The 24,591-nt window shown below is 72.0% G+C and carries 23 protein-coding genes; 18 read left to right on the top strand and 5 right to left on the bottom strand.

The genetic code is table 11. The features are described 5' to 3' along the window. Window positions 1-33 precede the first annotated feature (33 nt). Window positions 34-597, bottom strand: a complete 564-nt coding sequence (locus tag DEJ32_RS12490) for an RsmD family RNA methyltransferase (RefSeq protein ID WP_110826160.1) — start codon at window positions 595-597, stop codon at window positions 34-36. Window positions 598-809: 212 nt separating this feature from the next. On the opposite strand from DEJ32_RS12490, the gene DEJ32_RS12485 reads away from it, so the two are divergent. From DEJ32_RS12485 to DEJ32_RS12455, 7 genes are all read left to right on the top strand, one after another. Beyond that, complete coding sequence (locus DEJ32_RS12485) at window positions 810-3,038, top strand: ATP-dependent DNA helicase RecG (protein ID WP_110901513.1); 2,229 nt, start codon at window positions 810-812, stop codon at window positions 3,036-3,038. Window positions 3,039-3,065: 27 nt separating this feature from the next. Next, complete coding sequence (gene coaD / locus DEJ32_RS12480; RefSeq protein WP_110890942.1) at window positions 3,066-3,554, top strand: pantetheine-phosphate adenylyltransferase; 489 nt, start codon at window positions 3,066-3,068, stop codon at window positions 3,552-3,554. An 80-nt stretch (window positions 3,555-3,634) separates the two neighbouring features. Then, a complete protein-coding gene (locus DEJ32_RS12475) occupies window positions 3,635-4,213 on the top strand; it encodes a DUF177 domain-containing protein (protein ID WP_258368392.1) in 579 nt (192 codons plus the stop codon). Between the two features lie 47 nt (window positions 4,214-4,260). Continuing rightward, complete coding sequence (gene rpmF, locus DEJ32_RS12470) at window positions 4,261-4,464, top strand: 50S ribosomal protein L32 (protein ID WP_022905230.1); 204 nt, start codon at window positions 4,261-4,263, stop codon at window positions 4,462-4,464. A 13-nt stretch (window positions 4,465-4,477) separates the two neighbouring features. Next, window positions 4,478-5,209: a ribonuclease III gene (gene rnc / locus DEJ32_RS12465; RefSeq protein WP_110901499.1), complete on the top strand. Its 732-nt coding sequence runs from the start codon at window positions 4,478-4,480 to the stop codon at window positions 5,207-5,209. Between the two features lie 4 nt (window positions 5,210-5,213). Beyond that, on the top strand, window positions 5,214-6,179 hold the full coding sequence (mutM, locus tag DEJ32_RS12460; RefSeq protein ID WP_110901498.1) for a bifunctional DNA-formamidopyrimidine glycosylase/DNA-(apurinic or apyrimidinic site) lyase: 966 nt from the start codon (window positions 5,214-5,216) through the stop codon (window positions 6,177-6,179). Between the two features lie 30 nt (window positions 6,180-6,209). Beyond that, complete coding sequence (locus DEJ32_RS12455) at window positions 6,210-9,968, top strand: chromosome segregation SMC family protein (protein WP_110901497.1); 3,759 nt, start codon at window positions 6,210-6,212, stop codon at window positions 9,966-9,968. A 115-nt stretch (window positions 9,969-10,083) separates the two neighbouring features. Here the strand turns inward: DEJ32_RS12455 and DEJ32_RS12450 are convergent, their stop codons facing one another. Continuing rightward, window positions 10,084-11,112, bottom strand: coding sequence for a TerC family protein (locus DEJ32_RS12450; protein WP_110826136.1), 1,029 nt, complete (start codon window positions 11,110-11,112; stop codon window positions 10,084-10,086). A gap of 228 nt (window positions 11,113-11,340) precedes the next feature. Between DEJ32_RS12450 and ftsY the strand changes: the two genes are divergently transcribed. Genes ftsY through DEJ32_RS16300 form a run of 3 tightly spaced genes read left to right on the top strand, consistent with a single transcriptional unit; the run spans window position 11,341 to window position 13,754 of the window. Continuing rightward, window positions 11,341-12,210, top strand: coding sequence for a signal recognition particle-docking protein FtsY (gene ftsY / locus DEJ32_RS12445; RefSeq protein ID WP_110826137.1), 870 nt, complete (start codon window positions 11,341-11,343; stop codon window positions 12,208-12,210). After that, window positions 12,207-13,565 carry a hypothetical protein gene (locus DEJ32_RS12440; RefSeq protein ID WP_110826138.1) on the top strand — a complete coding sequence of 453 codons (1,359 nt, stop codon included), beginning with the start codon at window positions 12,207-12,209 and terminating at the stop codon, window positions 13,563-13,565. The genes ftsY and DEJ32_RS12440 overlap by 4 nt, the downstream gene beginning before the upstream one ends. A 21-nt stretch (window positions 13,566-13,586) precedes the next feature. After that, window positions 13,587-13,754 carry a hypothetical protein gene (locus tag DEJ32_RS16300; protein WP_181419521.1) on the top strand — a complete coding sequence of 56 codons (168 nt, stop codon included), beginning with the start codon at window positions 13,587-13,589 and terminating at the stop codon, window positions 13,752-13,754. Window positions 13,755-13,901: 147 nt separating this feature from the next. Here DEJ32_RS16300 and lipA read toward each other — a convergent pair whose 3' ends face one another. Then, on the bottom strand, window positions 13,902-14,885 hold the full coding sequence (gene lipA / locus DEJ32_RS12435; protein WP_110901496.1) for a lipoyl synthase: 984 nt from the start codon (window positions 14,883-14,885) through the stop codon (window positions 13,902-13,904). Continuing rightward, on the bottom strand, window positions 14,882-15,610 hold the full coding sequence (gene lipB, locus DEJ32_RS12430; RefSeq protein ID WP_110901495.1) for a lipoyl(octanoyl) transferase LipB: 729 nt from the start codon (window positions 15,608-15,610) through the stop codon (window positions 14,882-14,884). The genes lipA and lipB overlap by 4 nt, the downstream gene beginning before the upstream one ends. A 222-nt stretch (window positions 15,611-15,832) precedes the next feature. Here lipB and DEJ32_RS12425 point away from each other — a divergent pair, with 222 nt between their 5' ends. The 3 genes from DEJ32_RS12425 to ffh all read left to right on the top strand — a co-directional run bounded on the left by DEJ32_RS12425 (window position 15,833) and on the right by ffh (window position 18,800). Further along, window positions 15,833-16,204: a PadR family transcriptional regulator gene (locus DEJ32_RS12425; RefSeq protein WP_110901494.1), complete on the top strand. Its 372-nt coding sequence runs from the start codon at window positions 15,833-15,835 to the stop codon at window positions 16,202-16,204. Next, a complete protein-coding gene (locus tag DEJ32_RS12420; RefSeq protein ID WP_146234153.1) occupies window positions 16,201-17,181 on the top strand; it encodes a hypothetical protein in 981 nt (326 codons plus the stop codon). The genes DEJ32_RS12425 and DEJ32_RS12420 overlap by 4 nt, the downstream gene beginning before the upstream one ends. A 71-nt stretch (window positions 17,182-17,252) precedes the next feature. Beyond that, a complete protein-coding gene (gene ffh, locus DEJ32_RS12415) occupies window positions 17,253-18,800 on the top strand; it encodes a signal recognition particle protein (protein WP_110901492.1) in 1,548 nt (515 codons plus the stop codon). A 91-nt stretch (window positions 18,801-18,891) separates the two neighbouring features. Here the strand turns inward: ffh and DEJ32_RS12410 are convergent, their stop codons facing one another. Beyond that, complete coding sequence (locus tag DEJ32_RS12410) at window positions 18,892-20,022, bottom strand: glutamate--cysteine ligase (protein ID WP_110901491.1); 1,131 nt, start codon at window positions 20,020-20,022, stop codon at window positions 18,892-18,894. A gap of 93 nt (window positions 20,023-20,115) precedes the next feature. Here DEJ32_RS12410 and DEJ32_RS12400 point away from each other — a divergent pair, with 93 nt between their 5' ends. From DEJ32_RS12400 to trmD, 5 genes are all read left to right on the top strand, one after another. Next, complete coding sequence (locus DEJ32_RS12400; RefSeq protein ID WP_258369048.1) at window positions 20,116-22,410, top strand: FAD-dependent oxidoreductase; 2,295 nt, start codon at window positions 20,116-20,118, stop codon at window positions 22,408-22,410. Between the two features lie 197 nt (window positions 22,411-22,607). Beyond that, window positions 22,608-23,018, top strand: a complete 411-nt coding sequence (rpsP, locus tag DEJ32_RS12395) for a 30S ribosomal protein S16 (protein ID WP_110826142.1) — start codon at window positions 22,608-22,610, stop codon at window positions 23,016-23,018. 3 nt (window positions 23,019-23,021) lie between these two features. Beyond that, the gene (locus DEJ32_RS12390; protein ID WP_110901490.1) at window positions 23,022-23,258 is read left to right on the top strand and encodes an RNA-binding protein; all 237 of its coding nucleotides are present in this window, start codon (window positions 23,022-23,024) and stop codon (window positions 23,256-23,258) included. A 19-nt stretch (window positions 23,259-23,277) separates the two neighbouring features. Next, window positions 23,278-23,856, top strand: coding sequence for a ribosome maturation factor RimM (rimM, locus tag DEJ32_RS12385; RefSeq protein ID WP_181420434.1), 579 nt, complete (start codon window positions 23,278-23,280; stop codon window positions 23,854-23,856). A gap of 2 nt (window positions 23,857-23,858) precedes the next feature. After that, entirely contained in the window at window positions 23,859-24,545 is a 687-nt protein-coding gene (gene trmD / locus DEJ32_RS12380; protein WP_110826145.1) for a tRNA (guanosine(37)-N1)-methyltransferase TrmD, read from the top strand. Window positions 24,546-24,591: the final 46 nt, after the last annotated feature.

The raw sequence follows: 24,591 nt of genomic DNA, 5'->3' as shown, positions 1-24,591 counted from the left end.
GGACCGGTGCCGGACCATGGAGCGGCGGCAGCCTCAGTCGGCGTCGGCCACGGCCTCCCACGCCACGGTGTCGCCCCACGAGCGCTTGCTGAACCGGGTGAGCCCGGCCGGCCACGTGGGCTCGGGGGATCGGGTGCCGCGTTCGACGACGACGACCGCACCGGGCGTCACGCGTGACACGAGGGCCTCGAGCACGTCGGTGACCTCGGACTCGGCGACCTCGTACGGCGGGTCGATGAAGACGAGGTCGAACGTCTTCGCCGTCCCCCGCAGGTACCCCAGTGCGGGCTGTGCGTGGACGTCGATGCGGACACCAGGCGCGCGCTTCTGCACCGCGCGCGCGTTCTCGCGGCAGGCGGCCGCCGCGGACGCGGCGCGGTCCACCAGGGACACCTCGACCGCACCCCGGGACGCGGCTTCGAGGCCGAGCGCACCGGTTCCGGCGTACAGGTCCGCGACCGAGGTGTCGTCGATGAGCCCGCGCGACTCGAGGGAGGAGAACAGCGCCTCGCGCACACGGTCGCTCGTCGGTCGGGTGCCGGACTTCGGCACCCGGAGCGTCGTGGACCCGGCGGCGCCGGCGATGATGCGCGTCATGCTGCCACCGTAGCGGGCCGCGGCGGCGACCCCGGCGTCCTCCACAGCCCCGCCGGGGAGGCTCGTGGCGGGTCGGACGTCGCGGGTACCGTTGGCGTGTGGCCACCTCCAGCACCGATGCCGCTCCGACGAGCCCAGCCGCGGGCGCCGACGCCGCCCGTGCGGGCGCTGCGTCGGCCGGCGGCGCGCCGTCCGCTGCCGTGGGGGGACCCGTGCAGTGGGGCCCGGCGCCGCTCGACGTGCGGCTGGCGAACGTCCTCGGCGGGCGGACGGCGAAGGCGATCGAGAAGGCGTTCGGGCACCGCACCGTCGGGGAGTTCCTCGAGCACGCTCCGCGTCGCTACGCGGAGCGCGGCGCACTCACGGCGCTGGACTCGCTCGCGATCGGCGAGTCGGTCACGATCGTCGCCGAGGTGGTCGAGGTCCGGGAGCGCACCATGCGGGCGCGACGGGGCTCCATCCTCGAGGCCAAGATCGGGGACGGGACGGGCCTGCTGACCCTGACGTTCTTCAACCAGGGGTGGCGGACGAAGGACCTCGTGCCCGGCGCCCGCGGGGTCTTCGCCGGCAAGGTCGGCGACTACCGCGGCGCCCGGCAGCTGGCGCACCCGGACTACGAGCTCTTCGACCGGGACGACCCCCGCGCCACGGCGGACCCGGGGTCGGAGGAGGCGATCCGCTGGTCGCGCCAGCCGATCCCCATCTACCCGGCCACGGCCTCCCTGTCGTCCTGGCAGATCGCGAAGGCCATGGGGGTCGTCCTCGACACGCTGCCGGACGTCGCCGACCCGATCCCGGCCTCCGTCCGGACCCGGCTCGACCTCGTGCCGTTCCGTCGGGCACTCGAACTGCTGCACCGGCCGGAGAAGGTGTCCGACTTCAAACGGGCGCAGGACGCCCTGCGCTACCGCGAGGCGTTCGTGCTGCAGACCGCGCTGGTGCAGCGCCGGATCGCGGCGCGGGCCACGGCGTCCGTCGCCCGGACCGCGTCGCCCGGCGGCGTCCTCGAGCGCTTCGACGCGAGCCTGCCGTTCACCCTGACCGACGACCAGCGGTCGGTCGGGGCCGAGATCGCGCAGGACATGGCCGGGACCTGGCCGATGCACCGGCTCGTGCAGGGCGAGGTCGGTTCGGGCAAGACCCTCGTCGCGATCCGGGCGATGCTCACCGTGGCGGAGTCCGGCGGACAGTCCGCGCTGATCGCCCCGACGGAGGTCCTGGCCGCGCAGCACCTCCGGTCGATCGTGAAGTTCCTCGGGCCGGACCTGGCCGCGGAGCTCCGTCCGGTGATCCTGACCGGGTCGCAGTCCACCGACGAGCGCCGGCGGGCGCTGCTCGCCGCGGCGTCCGGTGGGTCCCGCCTCGTGGTCGGCACGCACGCGTTGCTCGGCGACCGGGTCGACTTCGCCGAACTCGGCCTGGTGGTCGTGGACGAGCAGCACCGCTTCGGGGTGGAGCAGCGTGAGGCCCTGCGGACGAAGGGCTCGACGCCACCGCACGTGCTCGTCCTCACCGCGACGCCCATCCCGCGGACCGTGGCGATGACCGTGTTCGGCGACCTCGACGTCTCGACGATCCAGGGCATGCCGTCGGGCCGGGCCGGGGTCGAGACGTTCACCGTCGGGCTCGCCGAGCACCCCGGGTGGGAGTCCCGCATCTGGACGCGGATGGCCGAGGAGCTGGCGGACGGGCGCCAGGCGTTCGTCGTCTGTCCGGCGATCGACGACGCGCACGGCGAGGACGACGGGACGCCCGGTCCCGCCGGCGACGGAGCCGCGGTTGACGGCACGCCGGGCGGCGCCGACGCCGACGGCACGCCGACCAGGAAGCCCGCGACGGTCCTCGCGACCGCGGAACGGATGCGCGCCATGCCCGTGCTCGCGGGGCGGCGCATCGAGGTCCTGCACGGCCGGATGTCGGCGGAGGAGAAGGACCGCGTGATGACGTCCTTCGCCGACGGCGCGGTCGACGTGCTCGTCGCGACGACGGTGATCGAGGTCGGCGTCGACGTCCCGAACGCCTCGATGATGGCGGTGCTCGACGCCGACCGGTTCGGCGTCTCGCAGCTGCACCAGTTGCGCGGGCGCATCGGTCGCGGGCAGTACGCGGGCGTCTGCCTGCTCGTCACCGCCGCCGAGACCGACACGGTGTCGCGAGAGCGCGTGGACGCGGTGGCCGCGTCCGACGACGGGTTCGAGCTGGCACGGGTCGACCTCGAACTGCGCCGGGAGGGCGACGTGCTCGGCGAACGGCAGTCGGGTGGGCGGTCGTCGTTGACGCTCCTGCGCGTGGTGCAGCACGCCGACCTCATCGTGGACGCGCGGGAGGAGGCCGAACGCCTCCTGGAGGACGACCCGGACCTGAGCGGCAGTCCCGCGCTCCGGGACGCCCTCGCACGCCGCCTCGACGAGTCCGACGCGGCCTTCCTCGGGAAGAACTGAGCGGCGTCGGCCGGTATCGTCGCCCGCATGACGAAGATCGCCGTGGTGCCCGGCTCGTTCGACCCCGTGACGCTGGGACACCTCGACGTGATCGCCCGTGCCGTGGACCTGTTCGACGAGGTGCACGTGCTCGTCGTGCACAACCCCGACAAGAAGGCGGCACTGTTCGACGCCGGGGACCGGGTCCGGCTCATCCGGCAGTCCGTCACGGAGCTCGGGATCCCGGGCCGGGTCGTGGTCGGGGAGTGGACGGCCGGGCTCCTGGTCGACTACTGCCGGCAGGTGGGGTCGAAGATCCTGGTGAAGGGCGTGCGGTCCGGCGAGGACGTGGCCTACGAGACCCCGATGGCGATCATGAACCGGCACCTCGCCGGGGTGGAGACGGTCTTCCTGCTGCCGGACGCCGCCCGGGCGCACGTCTCGAGCTCGCTCATCCGGCAGGTGTCGTCCCTCGGTGGCGACGTGACGCCGTACGTGCCCGACGCGGTGGCCCGCGCGCTCGCCGGGCGGGCCTGACGGCCGGACCGACGGACGGCCGCCCTCGACACGCTCCGGGTGCTCGACTCGTCGGCCTGAGCGGGGTAGGCTGGTTGATCGTGTCTTCCTCCGTGAACAGCCCCTACGCCCTGCGTGTGCGTGACCTCGCGCACCGGCCGGGCGACATGCGCGAGGTGTCGCTCGACATCACCGTCCCGAGCACCCTCGGCGCCGGTCTCATCGCCGTGCGCGAGGGCGACCAGATGCACCTCGACGTGAAGCTCGAGGGCCTCCACGAGGGTGTGCTCGCGTCCGGCACCGCCCGGGCCGAGGCGACGGGGGAGTGCTCGCGCTGCCTCATCGACGTCAGCGAGCTCGTCGAGGTCGAATTCGCGGAACTGTTCGCGTATGATGCCTCGGAGGAATTCGACTACCAGGTTCACGATGACCACGTGGATTGTGAACCGGTCGTCCGAGACGCGGTGGTGCTGTCACTGCCGTTCCAGCCGGTCTGCCGGCCGGACTGCCCAGGACTCGACCCGGAGACGGGTGAGCGCCTGGCGGACATCGGCGAGCGGCCGACCACGTCGGCCACCGATCCTCGCTGGGCTGCGCTCAGCGGGATCCAGTTCGACGACAGCACGCCCGACCAGACCACCGCGGACGAGGAGCGGACGCCGGCCGACCAGGCCGAGTGACCGCCACCGCCCACGACTGACCACCGACCAAGCGAAAGAGAACCACCATGGCCGTCCCCAAGCGCAAGCAGTCCCGTGCGAACACGCACGCCCGTCGATCGCAGTGGAAGGCCGCACCGGTCCAGCTCGTGAAGACGATCGAGAACGGCAAGGTCACCTACAGCCTCCCGCACCGCGCGAAGGTCGTCGAGGACTCGGCCGGCACGCCCCTGTACATGGAGTACAAGGGCCGCAAGGTCGCCGACGTCTGATCGGACTCCCCTCATGACTGCGACGTCCGGCGCCGCGGGGTCCCGCCCCGTGGGGCCGGACGTCGTTCGTCTGCGCGACCTCCTCGACGTGCCGGTGGACCCGGAACTCCTGCAGCTCGCCCTCACCCACCGCTCGTACGCGTACGAGCACGGCGGGATCGGGCACAACGAGCGGCTCGAGTTCCTCGGTGACTCCATCCTCGGGCAGGCCGTGACCGTCAAGCTGTTCCGTGACTACCCGGAACTCGACGAGGGCGAGCTCGCCAAGCGGCGCGCGAGCCTCGTCTCCACGGTCGCCCTCGCCGAGATCGCCCGCCACATCGGGCTCGGCGCGTACCTCCGGCTCGGCAAGGGCGAGGAGCAGACCGGTGGTCGCGACAAGTCGTCGATCCTCGCCGACACGGTGGAAGCCGTGATCGGGGCGACGTACCTGTCCGCCGGCGCCGACGCCGCCACCGACCTGGTGCTGCGGCTCGTCGCGCCGCTGCTGGTCGACCCCGCGCGGTTCGGCGCCGCGATGGACCCGAAGACGAGCCTGCAGGAGCTCGCCTCCGCGCGCTCGCTCGGCAACCCCGCCTACCGCATCACCGAAGCGGGCCCGGACCACGACAAGACCTTCCACGCGACGGTCGTGCTGCAGGGCGAGGACGTCGCCACCGGCACCGGCACGAGCAAGAAGACGGCGGAGATGTCCGCCGCGCTCGACGCCTGGACGCGACTGTCCGGACGTCCCGTCGAGGGCTGACCGGGTGCCCGAACTCCCCGAGGTCGAGGTCGTCCGCGCCGGCCTCGAACCCGCCGTCACCGGCGCCAGGGTGCTCGCCGTGCAGGTGCACGATGAGCGCGCACTCACCCGCCACGACGGGCCTGCCGAGGACTTCGCGCACCGCCTGACCGGGCGGACGATCGCCGCGGCCGTCCGTCGCGGGAAGTTCATGTGGTTCCCGCTGGACCCCGACGGCGACCGACCCGAAGCACTGGTCGCGCACCTCGGCATGAGCGGCCAGATCCTGCTCGGCCGCGACCGACCCGCCGCACGGCACCGGCGGATCGTCCTCGACGTGCAGCCTCCCGGGACGGACCGGGACGGCGTCCGGGAGACGCCGGTGCAGCTCGAGTTCGTCGACCAGCGCACCTTCGGGTCGATGGCGATCGACCGGATGCTGCCCACGGTCGACGGCGCTGCCGCCGGCCACGCCGGGCAGATCGACACGACCGACCCGCGAGCCGACTGGCGCCGACGGATCCCGTTCCAGGTGTCGCACATCGCCCGGGACCCGCTCGACCCCGCGTTCGACGACGACCGCTTCACCGCCGCGGCGCGGAAGCGGTCCAGCGGCATCAAGCGTGTGCTGCTCGACCAGGGGGTGATCAGCGGCATCGGGAACATCTACGCGGACGAGTCGCTGTGGGCAGCGCGCCTGCACTTCGACCGACCGGCCGACCGGCTGCCCCGGGCGACGCTGCACCTGCTCCTCGACGAGGTCCGGGCCGTGCTCCGCCGCGCGCTCGAGGACGGCGGGACGAGCTTCGACGCGCAGTACGTCAACGTGAACGGGCAGTCCGGGTACTTCTCGCAACGCCTCGCGGTGTACGGCCAGCAGGGAGAGCCCTGCCCGCGGTGCGGCACCGCGATCGTGCGTGAGGCCTTCATGAACCGGTCGAGCCACCGCTGCCCCGTGTGCCAGCCCGCTCCGCGGCAGCGCAGGCGTTAGCCTGACGCGAACCGACCAGCCGGAGACCGCATGTACCTGAAGAGCCTGACCCTCAAGGGGTTCAAGTCCTTCGCGCAGCCCACGACGTTCGCGTTCGAGCCGGGCGTCACGTGCATCGTCGGCCCGAACGGCTCCGGCAAGTCGAACGTCGTCGACGCCCTTGCCTGGGTGATGGGGGAGCAGGGGGCGAAGACCCTCCGCGGCGGCAAGATGGAGGACGTCATCTTCGCCGGCACCGCCACCCGCGGTCCCCTCGGTCGCGCACAGGTGACCCTGACGATCGACAACGCCGACGGTCTGCTGCCGATCGAGTACGCCGAGGTGACGATCTCGCGGACGCTGTTCCGGAACGGTGGCAGCGAGTACGCCATCAACGGCGAGAACTGTCGGTTGCTCGACGTCCAGGAGCTGCTGAGCGACACCGGGCTGGGCCGGGAGATGCACGTCATCGTCGGGCAGGGCCAGCTCGACAAGGTGCTGCACGCCACCCCGGAGGACCGGCGCGGCTTCATCGAGGAGGCTGCCGGCATCCTCAAGCACCGCCGCCGGAAGGAGAAGACGCTCCGCAAGCTCGACGCGATGCAGACGAACCTGACACGGTTGTCGGACCTGGCGGGGGAGATCCGCCGGCAGCTCAAACCGCTCGGACGCCAGGCCGAGGTGGCCCGCAAGGCGCAGTCGGTCGCGGCCGTCGCCCGGGACGCCAAGGCCCGCCTGCTCGCCGACGACGTCGTGCGGTTGCGGCGCGAACTCCGCGACCACGTCGAGGTCGAGACCGGTCGGAAGTCCGAGCGCATCGTCCTGCAGGAGCGGCTCGAGCAGATCCGGCAGCGGCAGCAGCAGGTCGAGCAGAGCATGGTCGGCGACGACGTCGACCGCGCCCGGACCGTGGTCCACCGGTTGGAGAGCGTGCAGGAGCGACTGCGCAGCCTGTCGATGCTCGCGAACCAGCGGCTGATGTTCCTCGCGCAGCAGGCCGAGGCACCGCAGCAGGGCCCGACCGTCACGCCCGAGCGGGTCGCCGGCGTCCGCGCCGAAGCCGACCGGCTCGACCTGCGTGCGCAGGAGATGCAGGGTGGGACGACCGCCGTCGGTGAGCGGGTGCGGGCCGCTCGTGCCGCACTCGACGCGCTCGACGAGCAGATCGCCGCGCAGGCTGCCCGCGTCGCGCAGCACGACCTGGACGGCCAGCGGCTCGCCGGGGCCGTCGAGGTGGCGCGCTCGCGGCGGTCGTCGGCCGTCGCCGACCGGGAGCGGCGGGAGCGAGCGCTCTCCGAGGCGGTCGTCCGTGCCGAGCAGGCCGCTGCCGCCCTGGAGGACCTCGGTCGCGACCCGGCGCTGGACACCGACGACGAGACACTCACTGCGACACTGGCGGCGGCCCGCGACCAGCTCGACCGAGCCCAGGCGGACCGGGACACGCACCGGGACCGGCTGCACGCGCTCGAGCGCGAACGGGACGCCCTCGACGCCCGGATCGCCGCGCTCGCGCTCTCGATCGACGTCCGTGACGGTTCGCAAGCGCTCATCGACGCCGGTCGCGAGGGGATCGCCGGCCGGCTCGCCGACCGTCTCGCGGTGACGCCCGGCTACGAGGCAGCCGTCGCGACCGCACTCGACGGACTCGCCGACGCCGTGCTCGCCGCGGACCGGCGCGCGGCGCTCGACGCCGTCGACCACGCCCGGTCCGCAGACCTCGGTCGCATCGACGTGGTCGTCGCCGACGTCGCCGGCAGCGGTTCGCGTCTGCCCGCCACACTGCCGGCCGGTGTCCGAGCCGCGCTCGACGTCGTCACCGGCCCGCCCGCGCTCACCGCGGTCCTCGCCGACACGCTGGTCGCCGAGTCGGACGACGTCGACCTGGAGGCGGTGCTCGCCGCCGCCCCGGACGCCACGGTCGTCACGCGGTCCGGCGACCTGGTCCGCGCGGCGCGGGTGACCGGCGGCGGGCAGCGCTCGACGTCCCGGATCGAGCTGACCGCAGACCGTGACGCCGCGGCCACGCGACGGGAGACCGTGGTGACGGAGGCGGAGGACGCGGCCACGGGCCTCCAGGCTGCTCGGACCGCGGTGGAGTCCGCGCGGCGGGCGGTGGACGAGGCGGACCGGGCCGCGCGGGCACACGCCCGGGCGACCGCGGAGTACGACCGGACCAGCGCCTCCGCACGTGCCCGGGCCGAGAACACCGCTGCCGAGGTCGAGCGACTGCGCGCAGCCCTCGCCGAGACGGACGGCGCGTCGACCGCGTCCGAGACGGCACTCGCCGCGGCCGAGGCGGAGCTCCGGACGTTCACGGAGCAGCCGCGGCCGGTCGTCGACGCGTCGGCCCGGCCGGCTGCGCAGGACGCCGTCGACGCCGCCCGCGCCGCCGAGATCGAACACCGCCTGCAGGTCGAGACCGCCCGCGAGCGCGCACGTGCTGAGCGACGCCGCGCGGACCAGCTCGAGCGGCAACTCGGAGCGGAGCGGGCGGCCGCCGAGGAGGCCGCCCGCTTGGCCGTCATCCGCCGCGGGCAGATCGCCTCGGCCGAGGGGGTGCTGGCCGATCTGCCGGTGGTGCTCGCCGCCGTCGACCGTTCGCTCGCCGAGGCCCGCGTGCAGCTCGCGACCGAGGAGTCCGAGCGCACGAAGCGCAACGCCGAGCTGCAGGGCATCCGGAACGAGGAACGCGAACTCCGGGACCGCCTGCAGACCATCACCGACGGCGTGCACTCGCTCGAGATGGAGATCTACGAGAAGCGGCTGCACCTGTCCGGGGTCCTCGACCGGGCGCAGAGCGAACTCGGGCTCGGCGAGACCGTGCTCGTCGCGGAGTACGGGCCGGACGTCCCCGTGCCGGTCGACGTGCTCATCGACCCGCGTGTGCTCGCACGACGGCACCGCGAGGCGGCACGAGCGGCCGCTGCCGAGGACGTGTCGACGGAGGCCGAGGACACGGCCGCTGACGACCTCGACCCGGTCGGTGTCGACGTCGACGAGACCGACGACACCGACGACACCGACGACACCGACGAGACCGTGCTCGCCGCCGGCTCGACCCTGCCCGGCGGGCCTGCCCTGCCCGAGTACGAGGCACCCGATGTCGACCCCGCGGACGTCCCGACCACGCCGTACGTCCGCGCCGAGCAGGAGCGTCGACTCGCCGCGGCCGAGCGTGACCTCGGGCGGCTCGGCAAGGTGAACCCGCTCGCCCTCGAGGAGTTCCAGGCCCTCGAGCAGCGGCACGCGTTCCTGTCCGAGCAGCTCGACGACCTGCAGAAGACCCGTGCCGACCTCCTGACGATCATCGAGGAGCTCGACGGGAAGATGCAGACGATCTTCGCATCCGCGTTCGAGGACACCCGCGAGGCGTTCGACGTCGTGTTCCCGATCCTGTTCCCCGGCGGTTCGGGATCGATAACGTTGACGAACCCGGACGACCTGCTCACCACCGGCATCGACGTGCAGGTCAAGCCCGCGGGCAAGAAGATCGACCGACTGACGCTGCTGTCCGGTGGGGAGCGGTCCCTGGCCGCCGTGGCGCTGCTCGTGGCGATCTTCACGGCCCGGCCGAGCCCGTTCTACATCATGGACGAGGTCGAGGCGGCGCTCGACGACGCGAACCTCGGCCGCCTGCTCACCGTGTTCGGGCGGCTGCAGGAGTCGTCGCAGCTCATCGTCATCACGCACCAGAAGCGGACCATGGAGATCGCCGACGCGCTGTACGGGGTCTCGATGCGGCAGGACGGCGTGTCCGCCGTCGTCGGACAGCGGGTGCAGAAGCCCGAGCCCGCCGCAGCGGTCGCGTAGCCGACGCGGTCGGAGACGGACGGGAGGCTCCCCACCGGCCCGTTCCGGACCGACGCGCCAGCGGCGGGTCGGCCGTGACCGGTGGGGAGCCTCCTGTCAGGCGTGCAGGTGGCGACTACTTCGCGTCGGCCTCGACGGCGTCCGCCGGCTCGCCGGTCGGGGTGAGGCCGCGCTGCTGGCGCTTCTTCGACACGACGAGGCTCGCGACCGTCGCGACGGTGATCGTCAGGAGGATGAAGCCCAGCGAGAACCAGATCGGGATCTCGGGCGCCCACTCGACGTGCTGACCGCCGTTGATGAACGGCACCTCGTTGACGTGCAGGGCGTGGAAGACGAGCTTCACGCCGATGAAGGCGAGGATGACGGCCAGGCCCTGACCGAGGTAGATGAGCCGCTCGAGCAGGCCGGCGATGAGGAAGTAGAGCTGGCGGAGACCGAGGAGCGAGAACGCGTTCGCGGTGAACACGATGAACGCGTCCTGCGTCAGCCCGAAGATCGCGGGGATCGAGTCGAGCGCGAAGAGCACGTCCGTCAGGCCGATCGAGACCATGACGAGCAGCATCGGGGTGAAGAGGCGCTTGCCGTCGACCTTGGTGGTGAGGCGGTCACCGTCGTAGTGCTCGGAGGTCGGGATCACGCGGCGGAGCAGACGGATGAGCTTCGAGTCGCCCTCCTCGGCACCGTGTTCGTCGCCGCCCTTGGCCTGCGACCACGCGAGCCAGAACAGGAGGAGACCGAACAGGTAGAAGACCCACGAGAAGTTCTCGATGATCGTGACGCCGAGGGCGATGAAGACACCGCGCGCCACGAGGGCGATCGCGACACCGACGAGCAGGACCTTCTGCTGGAACTCCTTCGGCACCGCGAAGGTCGTCATGATGATGAGGAAGACGAAGAGGTTGTCGACCGACAACGCCTTCTCGGTCAACCAGCCGGCGAAGTACTCACCGCCGGCCTGTCCGCCGCCGAACACCCACACGCCGACACCGAACAGGATCGCGAGCGCGATGTAGACGATGGACCAGAAGGCCGATTCGCGGATGTGCGGCACGTGCGGCGTGCGCACGTGCGAGAAGAAGTCGAACACGAGCAGGCCGAGGATGCCTGCGATCGTGAAGAGCCACACGTACAGGGGGACGTCCATGGAGAGCCTCCAGGTCAGGGGCGTGCCACACAGAGAAAGTGGGTACGCCGGAGCCTGAAGGTCTCTTCCGCCGCGGTCCCGTCCGGTGATCCGGTGGGGCCGCGACCGACGCCCCGGGTCCGGGTCGTTCCGGGCCGTACTGACGGGGTCGCCGAGAGGGAATACTCCCCTTCGCGACTCCGACCCTACCGAAGGCCGGCACCGAGTGGGCACCCGTAAGCTGGGAACATGGCGAGTAGTTGGTCCCTGTCCTCCCGGCTCCGTGGTCTGTTCCAGCGGAAGACCATCGACGAGACGACGTGGGAGGACCTGGAGACGGCGCTGATCGGCGCGGACTTCGGCCCCGACATCTCCGAGGAGATCATCGAGGACCTCCGTGCGCGCGTCGCCCGGTACGACACGACGGACCCCGCCGACCTCAACCGCATGCTGCGCGAGGTGCTCGAGGAGCGGCTGTCGAAGCTCGACACGACGCTCAAGCTGAGCAACCGTCCCGCCGTGGTCCTCGTCGTCGGCGTCAACGGCGTCGGCAAGACCACCACCATCGGGAAGTTCGCGAAGTTCCTCCGCACCTACGACCGCACGGTCCTGGTCGGCGCCGCCGACACGTTCCGCGCCGCGGCCGTCGAGCAGGTCGCGACGTGGGCGCAGCGTGCCGGCGTCGACGTCGTCCGCCCCGCACAGCCCGGGCAGGACCCGGCGTCGGTGGCGTACCAGACTGTCGAGCGTGCGATCCGCGAGGGCACGGAGATCGTCGTCATCGACACCGCCGGCCGGCTGCACACGAAGGCCGGGCTGATGGACGAGCTCGGCAAGATCAAGCGCGTCGTCGAGAAGCAGACCGAGATCGCCGAGGTCCTGCTCGTGCTCGACGCGACGACCGGGCAGAACGGGCTCGCGCAGGCGCAGGCCTTCATCGAGGGCGCCGGGGTCACGGGACTCGTCATCACGAAGCTCGACGGGTCGGCCAAGGCCGGGTTCGTGCTCAGCGTGCAGGAGAAGACGGGCATCCCGATCAAGCTCATCGGCCAGGGCGAGGGCATCAACGACCTGACCGGCTTCACGCCGCACGTCTTCGTGCAGAACCTGGTCGGGTGAGTCCCGTCCTCCGCCGGCTGACCGACCGCGCTCCCGGCGGCGTCTCCGTCCTCGAGCTCGTGGTGATGTGCTGCGTCGCCGTCGCGCTCACGTTCGGGAGCCTGTTCCACAAGCTGCAGTGCGCGGCGGACGGGTTGGACCTGGCGTACGTGACGGGGCACGCGTGCCTCGGCGACACCCTCAGCCTGTGGGGGATCCGCGACCTCGGGTCGCACGTGTTCCCCTACGTCGGGGAGCTCACCGACCGCGGTCTGCCGCCCGGCACCCTCGAGTACCCGACGCTGACCGGCCTCTGGGCCTGGCTGTCGGCACTGCCCGTCGACTCGCTGCGCGGGTTCCTCGTCGTCACGGCGATCACCTTCGTGCCCGTGGTGGTCCTGGTCACCGTGTTCCTGGCCCGCGTCGCCGGGCGCCGCGCCTGGGTCTTCGCCGCGACTCCGCCGCTGTTCCTCTACGCGCTCTACAACTGGGACCTGCTCACCGTGCTCTGCACCGCTGCCGGCCTGTTCGCCGCGGTGCGGTGGCCGGCCGGACGCGCACCCGTCTGGCGAGCGGTCGTCGTCGGGGCGCTGTTCGGCCTCGGCGGGGCCTTCAAGCTCTACCCGCTCGCGTTCGTCGCACCGTTCGTCCTCGCCTTCCTGGTCGACGCCGGTGTGGCGTGGCCTGACCGGTTCCGCCGCGCGGCCGCTGCCGTGGCGGGTGCCGTCGGCGTGGTGCTCGCGGCCAACCTGCCGTTCGTGGTCGTCAACGCCACGTCGTGGTTCTCCGTCATCCGGTTCCAGGGCACCCGGGCCATCGACCCGAGCACGATGTCGGTCTGGTACTGGGGCCTGCAGCCGTGGTCGGCGAACCCCGACCCGGGCGTGCAGCACAAGCTGAACCTGCTCTCCACCGGAGCGACCGCGGTCGCCGTGCTGGCCGTCCTGGTCGTCGGGCTCCTCATCGGGCTCCGCCGCGGTCGGATGCCGTGGATCGAGACGAGTGCGGCCCTGCTCTGCGCCTACCTGGTCGCGAACAAGGTCGATTCGCTGCAGTACGTCCTGTGGCTCACCCCGTTCTTCGCGGTCGTGCGCATCCGCCTGTGGTGGGTCGTCGCGTACATGACGGCGAACCTGCTGCTCTTCGTCGGCTGGTTCCACAGCTTCGCGCTGAAGGCGGTCGGCATGACGGCGCGGAGCTGGGCGGACGAGGCGCAGTCGATCGGCATCTGGGGACAGATCATCCTGCTGCCGATCCTGGCGGTCGTCTTCCTCCGCAGTCGTGCCGTGGACAGTGACGTCGCTCAGGGTGTGGACGTCGACGTCGACCGGCGCGCGCAGCAGCCTGCTGACGTGTACCGTCCGGCTGGTACCTGACCGACCGGAAGAGGACATCTCATGCCCGCACTGCTCATCATCGCGATCATCGTCGGCGTCGTCCTGCTGATCACCGGCATCGTCAGCGCCGCGCTCAAGGCCCTGCTCTTCATCGGGCTGGTGCTCATCGTGCTCGCCGTCGTGGGGTGGATCCTCCGGCGCGTGCGCGGAGGCGGCTCGCGCGTCTGACGTCGCGACACCACGGCCACTGGCGCGTCCCGTTCGGCGGGGACGCGCCAGTCGTCGTTCCGGTCGCGCTGTCGAGGTGACGAACGGCCCGGACCGGTGGGAGGCCTCCCGGCCGGCCGCTGCCGTTGGTGCCCGCCGGTCCGGGAGTCAGACCGACTGTCGACCTGCCGGCGCCTCGAGCAGGTGCGCCAGGTGCGCCGGCACCGTCCCACCGCGAGCGACCGTCGCCCGGGCCCAGAGGCGTCCGGCCCGGTAGGACGACCGCACGAGCGGTCCGGCGAGGACACCGGCGAACCCCATGCCCTCGGCCAGCTCGCGGAGCTCGACGAACTCCTCCGGTCGCACCCACCGAGCGACGGGCAGGTGCCGCGGCGAGGGGCGGAGGTACTGCGTCAGCGTGATGATGTCCGTCCCCGCGTCGCGGAGCTGCTGCAGGGCGTCCTCGACCTCGTGCCGTTCCTCGCCCATGCCGAGGATGAGGTTCGACTTCGTCACGAGACCGGCGTCCCGCCCCTGTGTGATGACGTCGAGGGAGCGGTCGTAGCGGAACGCCGGGCGGATGCGCTTGAAGATGCGCGGGACGGTCTCGACGTTGTGGGCGAAGACCTCGGGCCGGGCGTCGAACACCGCACCGAGCTGGTCCGGTCGGCCGGAGAAGTCCGGCACGAGGATCTCGACGCCGGTGCCGGGGGAGTGCTCGTGGACAGCGCGGATCGTCTCGGCGTAGAGCCATGAGCCGCCGTCGTCGAGGTCGTCCCGCGCGACGCCGGTGACCGTCGCGTACCGCAGCTGCATGGCAGCGACCGAGTCCGCGACGCGCCGCGGCTCGTCCCGGTCCAGGGGCTCCGGCCTGCCGGTGTCGATCTGGCAGAAGTCACAGCGGCGGGTGCACTGCGAGCCGCCGATGAGGAACGTGGCCTCGCGGTCCTCCCAGCACTCGAACACGTTCGGGCAGCCGGCCTCCTGGCAGACCGTGTGGAGGCGCTGGTCACGCACCAGGTCGGTGAGCTCCCGGTACGCCGGGCCCTGCGTGGCGCGGGTCTTGATCCATGCGGGCTTCGCCTCGATGGGGGTCTCGGCGTTGCGTGCCTCGACGCGGAGCATCCGCCGGCCTTCCGGGGCGAGGGTCATGCTGCGGTCTCCTGTCGATCGGCGGCGGCCGGGAGGCCCGACCCGCTTCCGGCGTGCACGGTCGTCTCGTCCCACGGCCGGCTCGGGGCGCCTCCGCGTACCGCGGCCACGGCATCGAGGACGCCGGCGGTCACCACCTCGACGACGTCGTCCACGGAGACCGGTCGTCCGGCGGCGAGGCTCAACGTCGTCACGCCGGCGTCGGCGATGCCGCACGGCACGATCGCCTCGAAGGCCGTCAACGGGTTCGAGCAGTTGAGCGCGATGCCGTGGCTCGAGACCCCCTGGGACACGTGCAGTCCGACCGCACCGACCTTCGCCGCCGTCGGCCCGGTCCCGACCCAGGCTCCGCTCCGCCCCGGCACCCGCTCGGCGGGAACGCCGACGGCCGCCGCCGCGTCGATGAGCACCTGCTCGAGCGACCGGACCCACGCGACGACGTCGAGCGGCTCGCCGAGCCGGACGATCGGGTACGCGACCAGCTGTCCCGGGCCGTGCCAGGTGATCCGGCCACCGCGGTCGACCTCGACGACCGGAGAGCCGTCCGTCGGCAGGTCAGCGGGCTGGGTCCGTCGCCCGGCGGTGTAGACGGACGGGTGCTCGCAGAGGACCAGGACCCCCGGGGAACGCCCGGCGACGACGTCGGTGTGCAGCGACCGCTGCAGCGCGAGCCCCTCGGTGTAGGGCAGGAGTCCCGGCCGACGGACCACCTCGAGGTCGGTCATGGGCCGAGGGTACCGAGTAGTTGGACTCCGTACAAGAACCCGGTTGCGGACGAAGCGGACCGGCACTGGCGCTCCGCTGCGGTCTCACGACCAGCGGCGCACCGCCGCTCAGGAGGAGTCCTCGGCGATCTGGCGAGCCTCCGTCGACCGCGCTTCGCTGCCTGAACAGGATCGCGGCTCCTGCGCCTTGTCATACTCTGATGAGAAGAGTATCCTTGCTACATGAGCACGCCGGAGATGCGCGAACCGACCCTGCTCGTGCTGACCTCCCTCGCCGGAGGGCGCAAGCACGGGTACGGGCTCATCGGCGACGCCGCCGAGTTGTCCGAGGGGCGGGTGCGACTCAAGGTCGGCACGCTCTACGCCGTGCTCGACCGGCTCCTCGACCAGGGCCTGGTCGCCGAGGCGGGCGAAGAGGTCGTCGACGGACGACTCCGTCGCTACTTCGAACTCACCGACACCGGCGCCGACGTACTCGACGCCGAGGTCCGCCGCATCGAGGCCAACGCCGCCGCTGCACGCGCGCGGCTCACCGCGTGGCGGCCGGCTCCGGCCACACGCAGCATCCACATCCGACTGGGGGGAGTGTCGTGACGAACACGAGGCTGGGACAGGGCGCGAGCCTGGAACGCGAATACGGACGGGTGCTCGGGTGGTACCCGTCCCGGTGGCGGCGGACGCACGGGTCGGCGATGCTCGGCACCCTGCTCGACGTCGCCGAGGGGGAGGGCCGCGACCGACCGGCGCACGGAGAACTCGCGGACCTGCGGTGGCAGGGCCTCCGCGAACGCGTCAACGCCGTCGTGCCGGCCGACGTCCGGGCGCTCGCCGCGTCGATCGGCACCGGCTCCGCGGCCGGCTTCGCCCTGGTCTACCTGCTCGCGGTGTCCTGGGTGCCGTGGGGGCCACCGGCGGGGACGGCCTGGCCTGAGCTGCCGTGGTTCGGCCCGTTCCGCAACCCCGGGGTGCTCTTCGCGGTCCCGGTGCTGATGGGAGCGCTCGCCGCCCTCGTCCGGCAGCGGATCCTCGCTCACGTGTCCGCGGTGATCGCCGTGCTCGGCGTCGTCGTCGCACGGATCACCGTGCAAGCGACCGAGAACTGGAACGGACCGGGGACGACCACGCTCGTGACGGTGGCGGCGCTCGTCGTGGTCGCGAACGTCGGCGATCCACGGGACCGTCGAGCGCTCGGCGTCGCGTTCGCGGTCGTCACCGTCGGGCTGGCGCTCTTCGCCGGCCTGCAGCTGCCGACCGGTCACCCGTTCGAGTCGACGCTCTTCACGGACGGCGCGTGGTGGGGCGCCGCGGTGACGCCGGCGCTCCTCGGCGGCACCGGGGTCCTGGTCCTCGTGACGGTGGTCGGACTGGTCCGTCGTCGCCGGACGGACATCGCGGCAGCGCTCGCCGTGGCCTGGATGCCGTGGGCGCTCGCAGGGACCATCACGCTCCGGTACTTCGCCTCCGAGGACGTCGCCTCGCTCCTCATGGCGGTCGGGTCGACCGCGATGGCGCTCGTCGCCCTGGTGGTCGCCCGCCGGGTCCCCGAGCGGTTCCGACGCGAGCGGGCGTGAACGGCGCCGGCGGTGCGGGCCCGCGCAGCGCCTCCCGGGCCGACGACCGCGGACGGTAGGATGGTCGGATCATGGCGCAATTCGGTTCACTCTCCGATCGGCTCACCGAGACCTTCCGCAACCTGCGGAGCAAGGGACGGCTGACCCCGTCCGACGTGGACGGCACCGTCCGCGAGATCCGGCGGGCCTTGCTCGACGCGGACGTCGCGCTCGAGGTGGTGAAGTCGTTCACCGCCGCCGTGCGTGAACGTGCGCTCTCGGACGAGGTCAACAAGGCCCTCAACCCGGCGCAGCAGGTCGTCCAGATCGTCAACGAAGAACTCGTGGGCATCCTCGGCGGGCAGCAGCGCCGCCTCGAGTTCGCCAAGCGACCCCCGACGGTCATCATGCTCGCGGGTCTGCAGGGCGCCGGCAAGACGACCCTCGCGGGCAAGCTCGGCAAGTGGCTCAAGAAGGACGGCCACACCCCGATGCTCGTCGCGGCGGACCTCCAGCGTCCGAACGCCGTGCAGCAGCTGCAGGTCGTCGGTGAGCAGGCCGGCGTGCACGTCTTCGCCCCGGAGCCCGGCAACGGCGTCGGCGACCCGGTCAAGGTCGCCAAGAACGCGATCAAGGCCGCCGTCGACCAGCAGTACGACACCGTCATCGTCGACACCGCCGGTCGACTCGGTGTCGACGCCGAGCTCATGAAGCAGGCGGCGAACATCCGCAAGGCGGTCGACCCGGACGAGGTCCTGTTCGTCATCGACGCGATGATCGGTCAGGACGCGGTGAACACCGCCCGTGCCTTCCAGGAGGGCGTCGACTTCACCGGCGTCGTGCTGTCGAAGCTCGACGGCGATGCCCGCGGTGGTGCGGCGCTGTCGGTCGCGTCGGTCACGGGCCGGCCGATCATGTTCGCCTCGACGGGTGAGGGGCTCGACGACTTCGAGCCGTTCCACCCGGACCGCATGGCGAGCCGCATCCTCGACCTCGGCGACATCCTGTCCCTCATCGAGCAGGCGCAGGGCGCGTTCGACGAGGAAGAGGCGCGCAAGGTCGCGGACAAGATCGCGTCCGACAACTTCACGCTGAACGACTTCCTGCAGCAGATGCAGCAGCTGCGCAAGGCCGGCTCGATCAAGGGCATGCTCGGCATGCTCCCGGGTGCGAAGGGCATGCGCGAGGCGCTCGACAACTTCGACGAGCGGGAGATCATCCGCACCGAGGCGATCATCCAGTCGATGACGCCGCAGGAACGCGAACTGCCGAAGCTCCTGAACGGTTCCCGTCGTCTCCGCATCGCGCGCGGTGCCGGCTCGACCGTGACCGAGGTGAACGCCCTCGTCAACCGGTTCGAGCAGGCCGCGAAGATGATGAAGACCGTGGCGCGCGGCGGTGTGCCGCAGATGCCGGGCATGGGACCGATCCCGGGCATGCACGGCGGCAAGAAGCAGCAGCCGCAGACCAAGAAGAAGAAGGTCGGCAACCCGGCCAAGCGCGCGGCGCTCGCCGCGGGCACCCCGGCCACCCCGCAGCAGGCACCGTCCGGCGCCGGGCTCGGGCTCGGCATGGGCAAGGGCGGCAAGACACCCAGCGAGGAGGAGCTCGCCTCGCTCCAGAAGTTCCTCGGTCGCTGACCACGACCAGGGGTCGCGCACGCGACCACCATCACGACGGGAGGCCCGTCACCGGCTGGTGACGGGCCTCCCGTCGTGCGTCCGGCGGGTGTCAGAGCGAGTCGCGCAGCTCCGCGACGAGGTGCCGGACCACGGCGCGCAGGTCCCCGCTGTTCTCCTGCGCCACCGCGAGTTGCCGCTGGTATGACGCGCCGCGCTCGATCATCGTGTCGAGGTGGTGCAGCTCCTGCTGGCAACCGAGCCGCTCGGCGACCGGGTCGAGCCGGGTGACGAGGTCGTGCACCTCGTCGGTCACGAGCCGTTCGTCGCCGGCGACGTTCGTGATGATCTCGGCATCCATGCCGTACCGGGCAGCGCGCCACTTGTTCTCGCGGACGAACCAGGGCTGCATCGCCTGGAGGGTCTCGCCGGCGTCGAGCCGGTCGGAGCTCTCGGTCACCAGGCACTGCACGAGGGCGGTGACGGCGCCGACCTCGTCGAGCGTGGAGATCCCGTCGGACACGCGGTTCTCCAGCGTGCCCCAGCCCGGCGACGGTCGGATGTCCCAGCGCAGGTCCTTCACGCCGTCGATCACGCCGGTGTGCACGAGGTCCCCGACGACCTCCTCGAAGTTCGCCCATGCCCCGAGCTGCGGCGGGAGTCCGCCGGTCGGGAGCTGCTGGAACATCAGGGCCCGGTTCGACGCGTAGCCGGTGTCGGTGCCACCCCAGAACGGACTCGACGCGGTGAACGCCTGCAGGTGCGGGACGAAGCCGAGCATCGCGTTCATGATCGGGACGGCCTTGTCCCGGTCGTCGATGCCGACGTGCACGTGGACGCCCCAGATGAGCATCTGCCGTCCCCACCAGCGGGTCCGGTCGATGAGTTCCGCGTAGTGCTCGCTGTCCGGGGTGATCTCCTGCTGGTCCCACTGGGCGAACGGGTGTGTGCCGGAACACATCACGTCGGCGTCGAGGGGAGTCGCGGCGTCGATGACCTCGCCGATGATGCCGGAGAGTTCCCGCGTCGCCCCGCCGACCGAACGGTGGACGCCGGTGACGACCTCGACCGTGTTCGTCAGGAGCTCCTCCGTCACCCGGTCCGCATCGCCCAGGCGCTCCCGCACGGCGGCGAGCACAGCCGGTGCCCGGGGAGCGAGGTCACCCGTCGCGCGGTCGACGAGGGGCAGCTCCCACTCGACGCCGATCGTCGACGGGGCTGATTCGGTGAACCGGATGTCCATGGGGCCATCCTGCCCGTCCACCTGACGGATCGGCGGGGAGCGCGGCGTGTCCGCCCTGACGAGCACCCGCACGGGTCGCCTAGTCTTCCTTGCGTGACCGCTGTCGTTCCGCCCGCCGCCACCGTGCCCGTCACCACCGTGCCCGCCGCCACCGTGCCCGTCACCACCGTGCCCGCCGCCACCGTGCCCGTCACCACCGTGCCCGCCGCCACCGTGCCCGTCACCACCGTGCCCGCCGCCACCGTGCCCGTCACCACCGTGCCCGCCGCCACCGTGCCCGTCACCACCGTGCCCGCCGCCACCGTGCCCGCCGACCTCCGCACGGTCGGCTCGCCCTGGACACTGGGCCCACTGCACCTGCCGAACCGGGTGGTGATGGGGTCGATGCACACCGGGCTCGAGGTGCTCGACGACGGTGGGGTCGCGATGGCGGCGTTCTACCGGGAACGAGCGGCCGGGGGAGCGGCCTGCATCATCACCGGCGGGATCGCCGTGAGCGACGAGGCTCGGGGCGGTCCGGACTTCGCGGTCTTCGGCGTCGGCGGGGCCGACGAGCGCTTCCGCACGGCGGTCGACGCGGTGCACGACGCGGGCGGGACGGTCCTCGCGCAGCTCTTCCACGCCGGTCGGTACGCCCTGGTCGGCGGGCTGCAGGACCGACACGGCCGACCCCAGCGCGCGGTCGCTCCGTCCGCACTGCCGTGGGCTGCCGCGCGCGGGGTGGTGCCTGAGGAACTGACCGCGGACGAGGTCCGGCGCACGGTCGAGGACTTCGCCGCCGCGGCGCGGACCGCCGCTGCGATCGGCTTCGACGGCGTCGAGATCATGGCGTCCGAGGGGTACCTGGTCAACCAGTTCCAGTCGCCGCTGACGAACCTGCGCGACGACGAGTGGGGTGGGACCCCCGAGAAGCGCCGTCGGTTCGCGGTGGAGGTCGTGCGTGCGGTCCGCACCGCGGTCCCGGACCTGGCCGTCACGATCCGCCTGTCCGGAGCAGACCTCATGCCCGGCTCGTCGTCCGATGCCGACGTCGACGCGCTCGTGCTCGAACTGCTGCCGCTCGGGCTCGACGCGATCTCGGTCGGCATCGGGTGGCACGAGTCCCGGACGCCGACGATCCAGGCCGCGGTGCCGCACGGCGCGTGGATCGAGCAGGCCGCCCGGATCGCCGACGTCGTCCGCGCCTCCGACCACCCGCACGTCCGGGTCATCGCCTCGAACCGGATGACGGACCTGCGTGACGCCGAGGCCGTGCTGGCCGACCGACGGATCGACGCAGTGGCGCTCGCCCGGCCGTTCCTGGCCGATGCGCAGCTCGTGGAACGGTCCCTGGCCGGCCGCCCCGACCTCGTGAACACCTGCATCGGCTGCAACCAGGCGTGCCTCGACCGGTCCGTGGTCGGCGCACCGGTGTCGTGCCTCGTCAACCCACGCGCAGCCCGGGAGCTGCAGTTCCCCCTCCGACCCAGCTCGGAGCCGAAGCGCGTGGACGTCGTGGGCGGGGGACCGGCGGGACTCGCCGCAGCGGTCGACGCCGCCCGCCGTGGTCACGACGTCCGGCTGTGGGAGGCGTCGGACGTCCTGGGCGGACAGTTCGGACTCGCCGCGGTGATCCCCGGCAAGGAGGACTACGCCGGGCCGGTGCAGGCCGCACGCGCGGAACTCGCGGAGCGCGGCGCCACCGTGCACCTCGGGCGGGCAGCGACCGTCGACGACCTGACGGGCAGCGACGCGGTGGTGCTCGCCTCCGGTGTCGTGCCCCGGGAGGTTGCCCTGCCCGGCGCCGACCTGCCGCACGTGCTCACCTACGAGCAGGCGCTCCGCGAGGGCGTGCCCGAGGGCAGCGTCGCGGTCATCGGCGGCGGCGGGATCGGCGTCGACACCGCCGCCTTCCTCACCGAGTCATCCGACGAGGCGGTCCGCGCCGTCGAGTTCGCCGCCCGCTGGGACGTCCCGGTCTCGACGGAACTGGTCGGTGACCTGCCACAGCGCCAGCCGACCGTGCACCGGACGGTCCGCCCGGGCCACATGGTCACGGTGCTCCGGCGGAACGGGAAGTTCGGCCAGGGCGTGGGGCTCACCTCGCGGTGGGTGGCGCTCGGTCGGCTCCGCGACGCCGGCGTCCGGATGGTCGGTGACGTGCAGGAGTACCTCCGCATCGAACCGGGCGCGCTCTGGATCCGCGACGGGTCCGGCACGGAGGTCGCCGTCCCGGCGGACGTCGTCGTGCTCTGTGCCGGCCAGGAGGCGCGGGACGACCTGGTCGCGGGCCTCCGGTCCGCCGACGTGCCGTTCGCGGTGGTGGGCGGCGCCCGGGACGCCCGCGCGGTCGACGCCGTGCGCGCCACGAGTGAGGCCCTGGAGGCGGTCCGCGCGTTGGCGCCGTGATCGCCCGGATCGGGTGCCCGGGGCGCGCCGCGCGTCGTGGCTCGCTTCCCGCTCGGGAATCTGTAAGAATGAACGGTCGAATCGTGTCCGCTCGACCCTCTATCCAGCGGATCGCGAGTCTCTCAGAGCTTCCACCGTGTGTGCCCCCACGCCCGCGGTTCCGGTTCAACCACAACACGTACGCAACAGGAGTCATTGTGGCTGTCAAGATCCGTCTCAAGCGCCTCGGCAAGATCCGAGCGCCGTACTACCGCATCGTCGTCGCCGACTCGCGCACCAAGCGCGACGGTCGTGTGATCGAGGAGATCGGCAAGTACCACCCCACCGAGGAGCCCTCGTTCATCGAGGTCCAGTCCGAGCGTGCGCAGTACTGGCTCGGCGTCGGCGCGCAGCCGACCGAGCAGGTCGCCGCGCTCCTCAAGCTGACCGGTGACTGGGCCAAGTTCAAGGGCGAGAAGGACACCGAGTCCAAGGTCAAGGTCCGCGAGCCGAAGCCGGCCTTCACGGTCGACAGCTCGAAGAAGGCCGTCCTCAAGCCCAAGTCGGAGAAGACGGCTCCGGCCGCTCCGGCAGCGGACGAGTCCTCCGACGAGACGACCGAGGCGTAGTCCTTGCTCGAATCCGCGCTGACGCACCTCATCAAGGGGATCGTCGATCACCCTGACGACGTGCGCGTCGCCAGCTCCACCTCCGCGCGGGGCGAGGTCCTCGAGGTGCGTGTGCACCCCGAGGACCTCGGCCGCGTGATCGGTCGCGCCGGACGCACCGCGAAGGCGCTCCGCACGCTCGTCACGGCCCTGGCCGACGGCAAGCGCGTGCGGGTCGACGTGGTGGACAGCGATTCCTAGGGAGACGACCCAGCTCCGGGTGGGTCGCATCACGAAGGCGCACGGGCTCAAGGGCGGCATCAAGCTCGAGCTCTACACCGACGACCCGGATCGTCGGTTCACGCCGGGAGCGGTCTTCACGCTCCAGGTCCCCGACGACTCCCCGTGGTCGGGCAAGACCATCGCGCTCGACGAACTCCGCTGGTACAACGGCCACCCCGTCGCGTTCTTCGCGGGCGTCGCCGACCGGAGCGCCGCCGAGACCCTCGCGCGGGCGATCCTCTGGGTCGAGCAGGACACCGACGAGGACACCGGTGAGGACGACGCCTGGTACGACCACCAGCTGGTCGGCCTGAAGGTCCTCCGCGACGGCGTCGAGGTCGGCACCGTCGCACGGGTCGACCACCTGCCGGCACAGGACCTGCTCGCGGTCGACACGCCCGATCGCGGCGAGGTCCTCGTGCCGTTCGTCGCCGCCATCGTGCCCGCGGTCGACCTCGACGCCGGCACCGTCACGGTCACCCCGCCGACCGGTCTGTTCGAGGACCCGGAGGACACCAGCCGTCCCGAGACGGTGACCCCACCGGCGACCTCCCGGGCCGCCGACACCGAGGACTGACCGTGCGGATCGACATCGTCACGATCTTCCCGGAGTTCTTCGGGGTGCTCGACGTCTCCCTGCTCGGCAAGGCCCGGCAGGGCGGCCTGCTCGACCTGCACGTGCACGACCTCCGCTCGTGGACGACCGACCGGCACCGCACGGTCGACGACACCCCGTACGGCGGCGGCGCCGGCATGGTGATGAAGCCGGAACCGTGGGCCCAGGCCCTCGACGCCCTGCTCCGCCCTGACGGCTCGTCGACGCTCGTCGTGCCGACGCCCGCGGGGACGCCCTTCCGGCAGACCATCGCCCGGTCCCTCGCCGAGCACGAGCACCTCGTGTTCGCCTGCGGTCGGTACGAGGGGATCGACGCCCGCGTGTTCGAGTGGGCCGCGGCGCGCAGCACGGTCGTCGAGCTCTCCCTCGGTGACTACGTGTTGAACGGCGGCGAGGTCGCGGCGATGGCCGTGATCGAGGCCGTCGGACGGCTGGTCCCGGGTGTCGTCGGCAACCCCGAGTCACTCGTCGAGGAGTCCCACGAGGACGGCCTGCTCGAGTACCCCTCCTACACGAAGCCGGCGTCGTGGCGCGGCCTCGACGTGCCGGACGTGCTGCTCAGCGGGCACCACGCGCGCGTCGCCTCCTGGCGCCACGAGCAGCAGGTGGAGCGGACGCGGCGCGTCCGTCCGGACCTGCTGCCGGACTGAGCGGGTCGACGCGACCCCTCGACGGACGGGAGGCCCGACACCAGCT

It is taken from the genome of Curtobacterium sp. MCPF17_046, from assembly GCF_003224295.1.
Classification (GTDB): domain Bacteria; phylum Actinomycetota; class Actinomycetes; order Actinomycetales; family Microbacteriaceae; genus Curtobacterium.
This window is presented reverse-complemented; position numbering and strand designations above follow the sequence as displayed.

Coding starts and splice junctions, on each gene's coding strand:
- DEJ32_RS12455 (WP_110901497.1), top strand. CDS start 6,210: ATGTACCTGAAGAGCCTGACCCTCAAGGGGTTCAAGTCCTTCGCGCAG.
- DEJ32_RS12450 (WP_110826136.1), bottom strand. CDS start 11,112: ATGGACGTCCCCCTGTACGTGTGGCTCTTCACGATCGCAGGCATCCTC.
- DEJ32_RS12490 (WP_110826160.1), bottom strand. CDS start 597: ATGACGCGCATCATCGCCGGCGCCGCCGGGTCCACGACGCTCCGGGTG.
- coaD (WP_110890942.1), top strand. CDS start 3,066: ATGACGAAGATCGCCGTGGTGCCCGGCTCGTTCGACCCCGTGACGCTG.
- lipB (WP_110901495.1), bottom strand. CDS start 15,610: ATGACCGACCTCGAGGTGGTCCGTCGGCCGGGACTCCTGCCCTACACC.
- DEJ32_RS12425 (WP_110901494.1), top strand. CDS start 15,833: ATGAGCACGCCGGAGATGCGCGAACCGACCCTGCTCGTGCTGACCTCC.
- ftsY (WP_110826137.1), top strand. CDS start 11,341: ATGGCGAGTAGTTGGTCCCTGTCCTCCCGGCTCCGTGGTCTGTTCCAG.
- lipA (WP_110901496.1), bottom strand. CDS start 14,885: ATGACCCTCGCCCCGGAAGGCCGGCGGATGCTCCGCGTCGAGGCACGC.
- rpmF (WP_022905230.1), top strand. CDS start 4,261: ATGGCCGTCCCCAAGCGCAAGCAGTCCCGTGCGAACACGCACGCCCGT.
- ffh (WP_110901492.1), top strand. CDS start 17,253: ATGGCGCAATTCGGTTCACTCTCCGATCGGCTCACCGAGACCTTCCGC.
- rnc (WP_110901499.1), top strand. CDS start 4,478: ATGACTGCGACGTCCGGCGCCGCGGGGTCCCGCCCCGTGGGGCCGGAC.
- DEJ32_RS16300 (WP_181419521.1), top strand. CDS start 13,587: ATGCCCGCACTGCTCATCATCGCGATCATCGTCGGCGTCGTCCTGCTG.
- DEJ32_RS12410 (WP_110901491.1), bottom strand. CDS start 20,022: ATGGACATCCGGTTCACCGAATCAGCCCCGTCGACGATCGGCGTCGAG.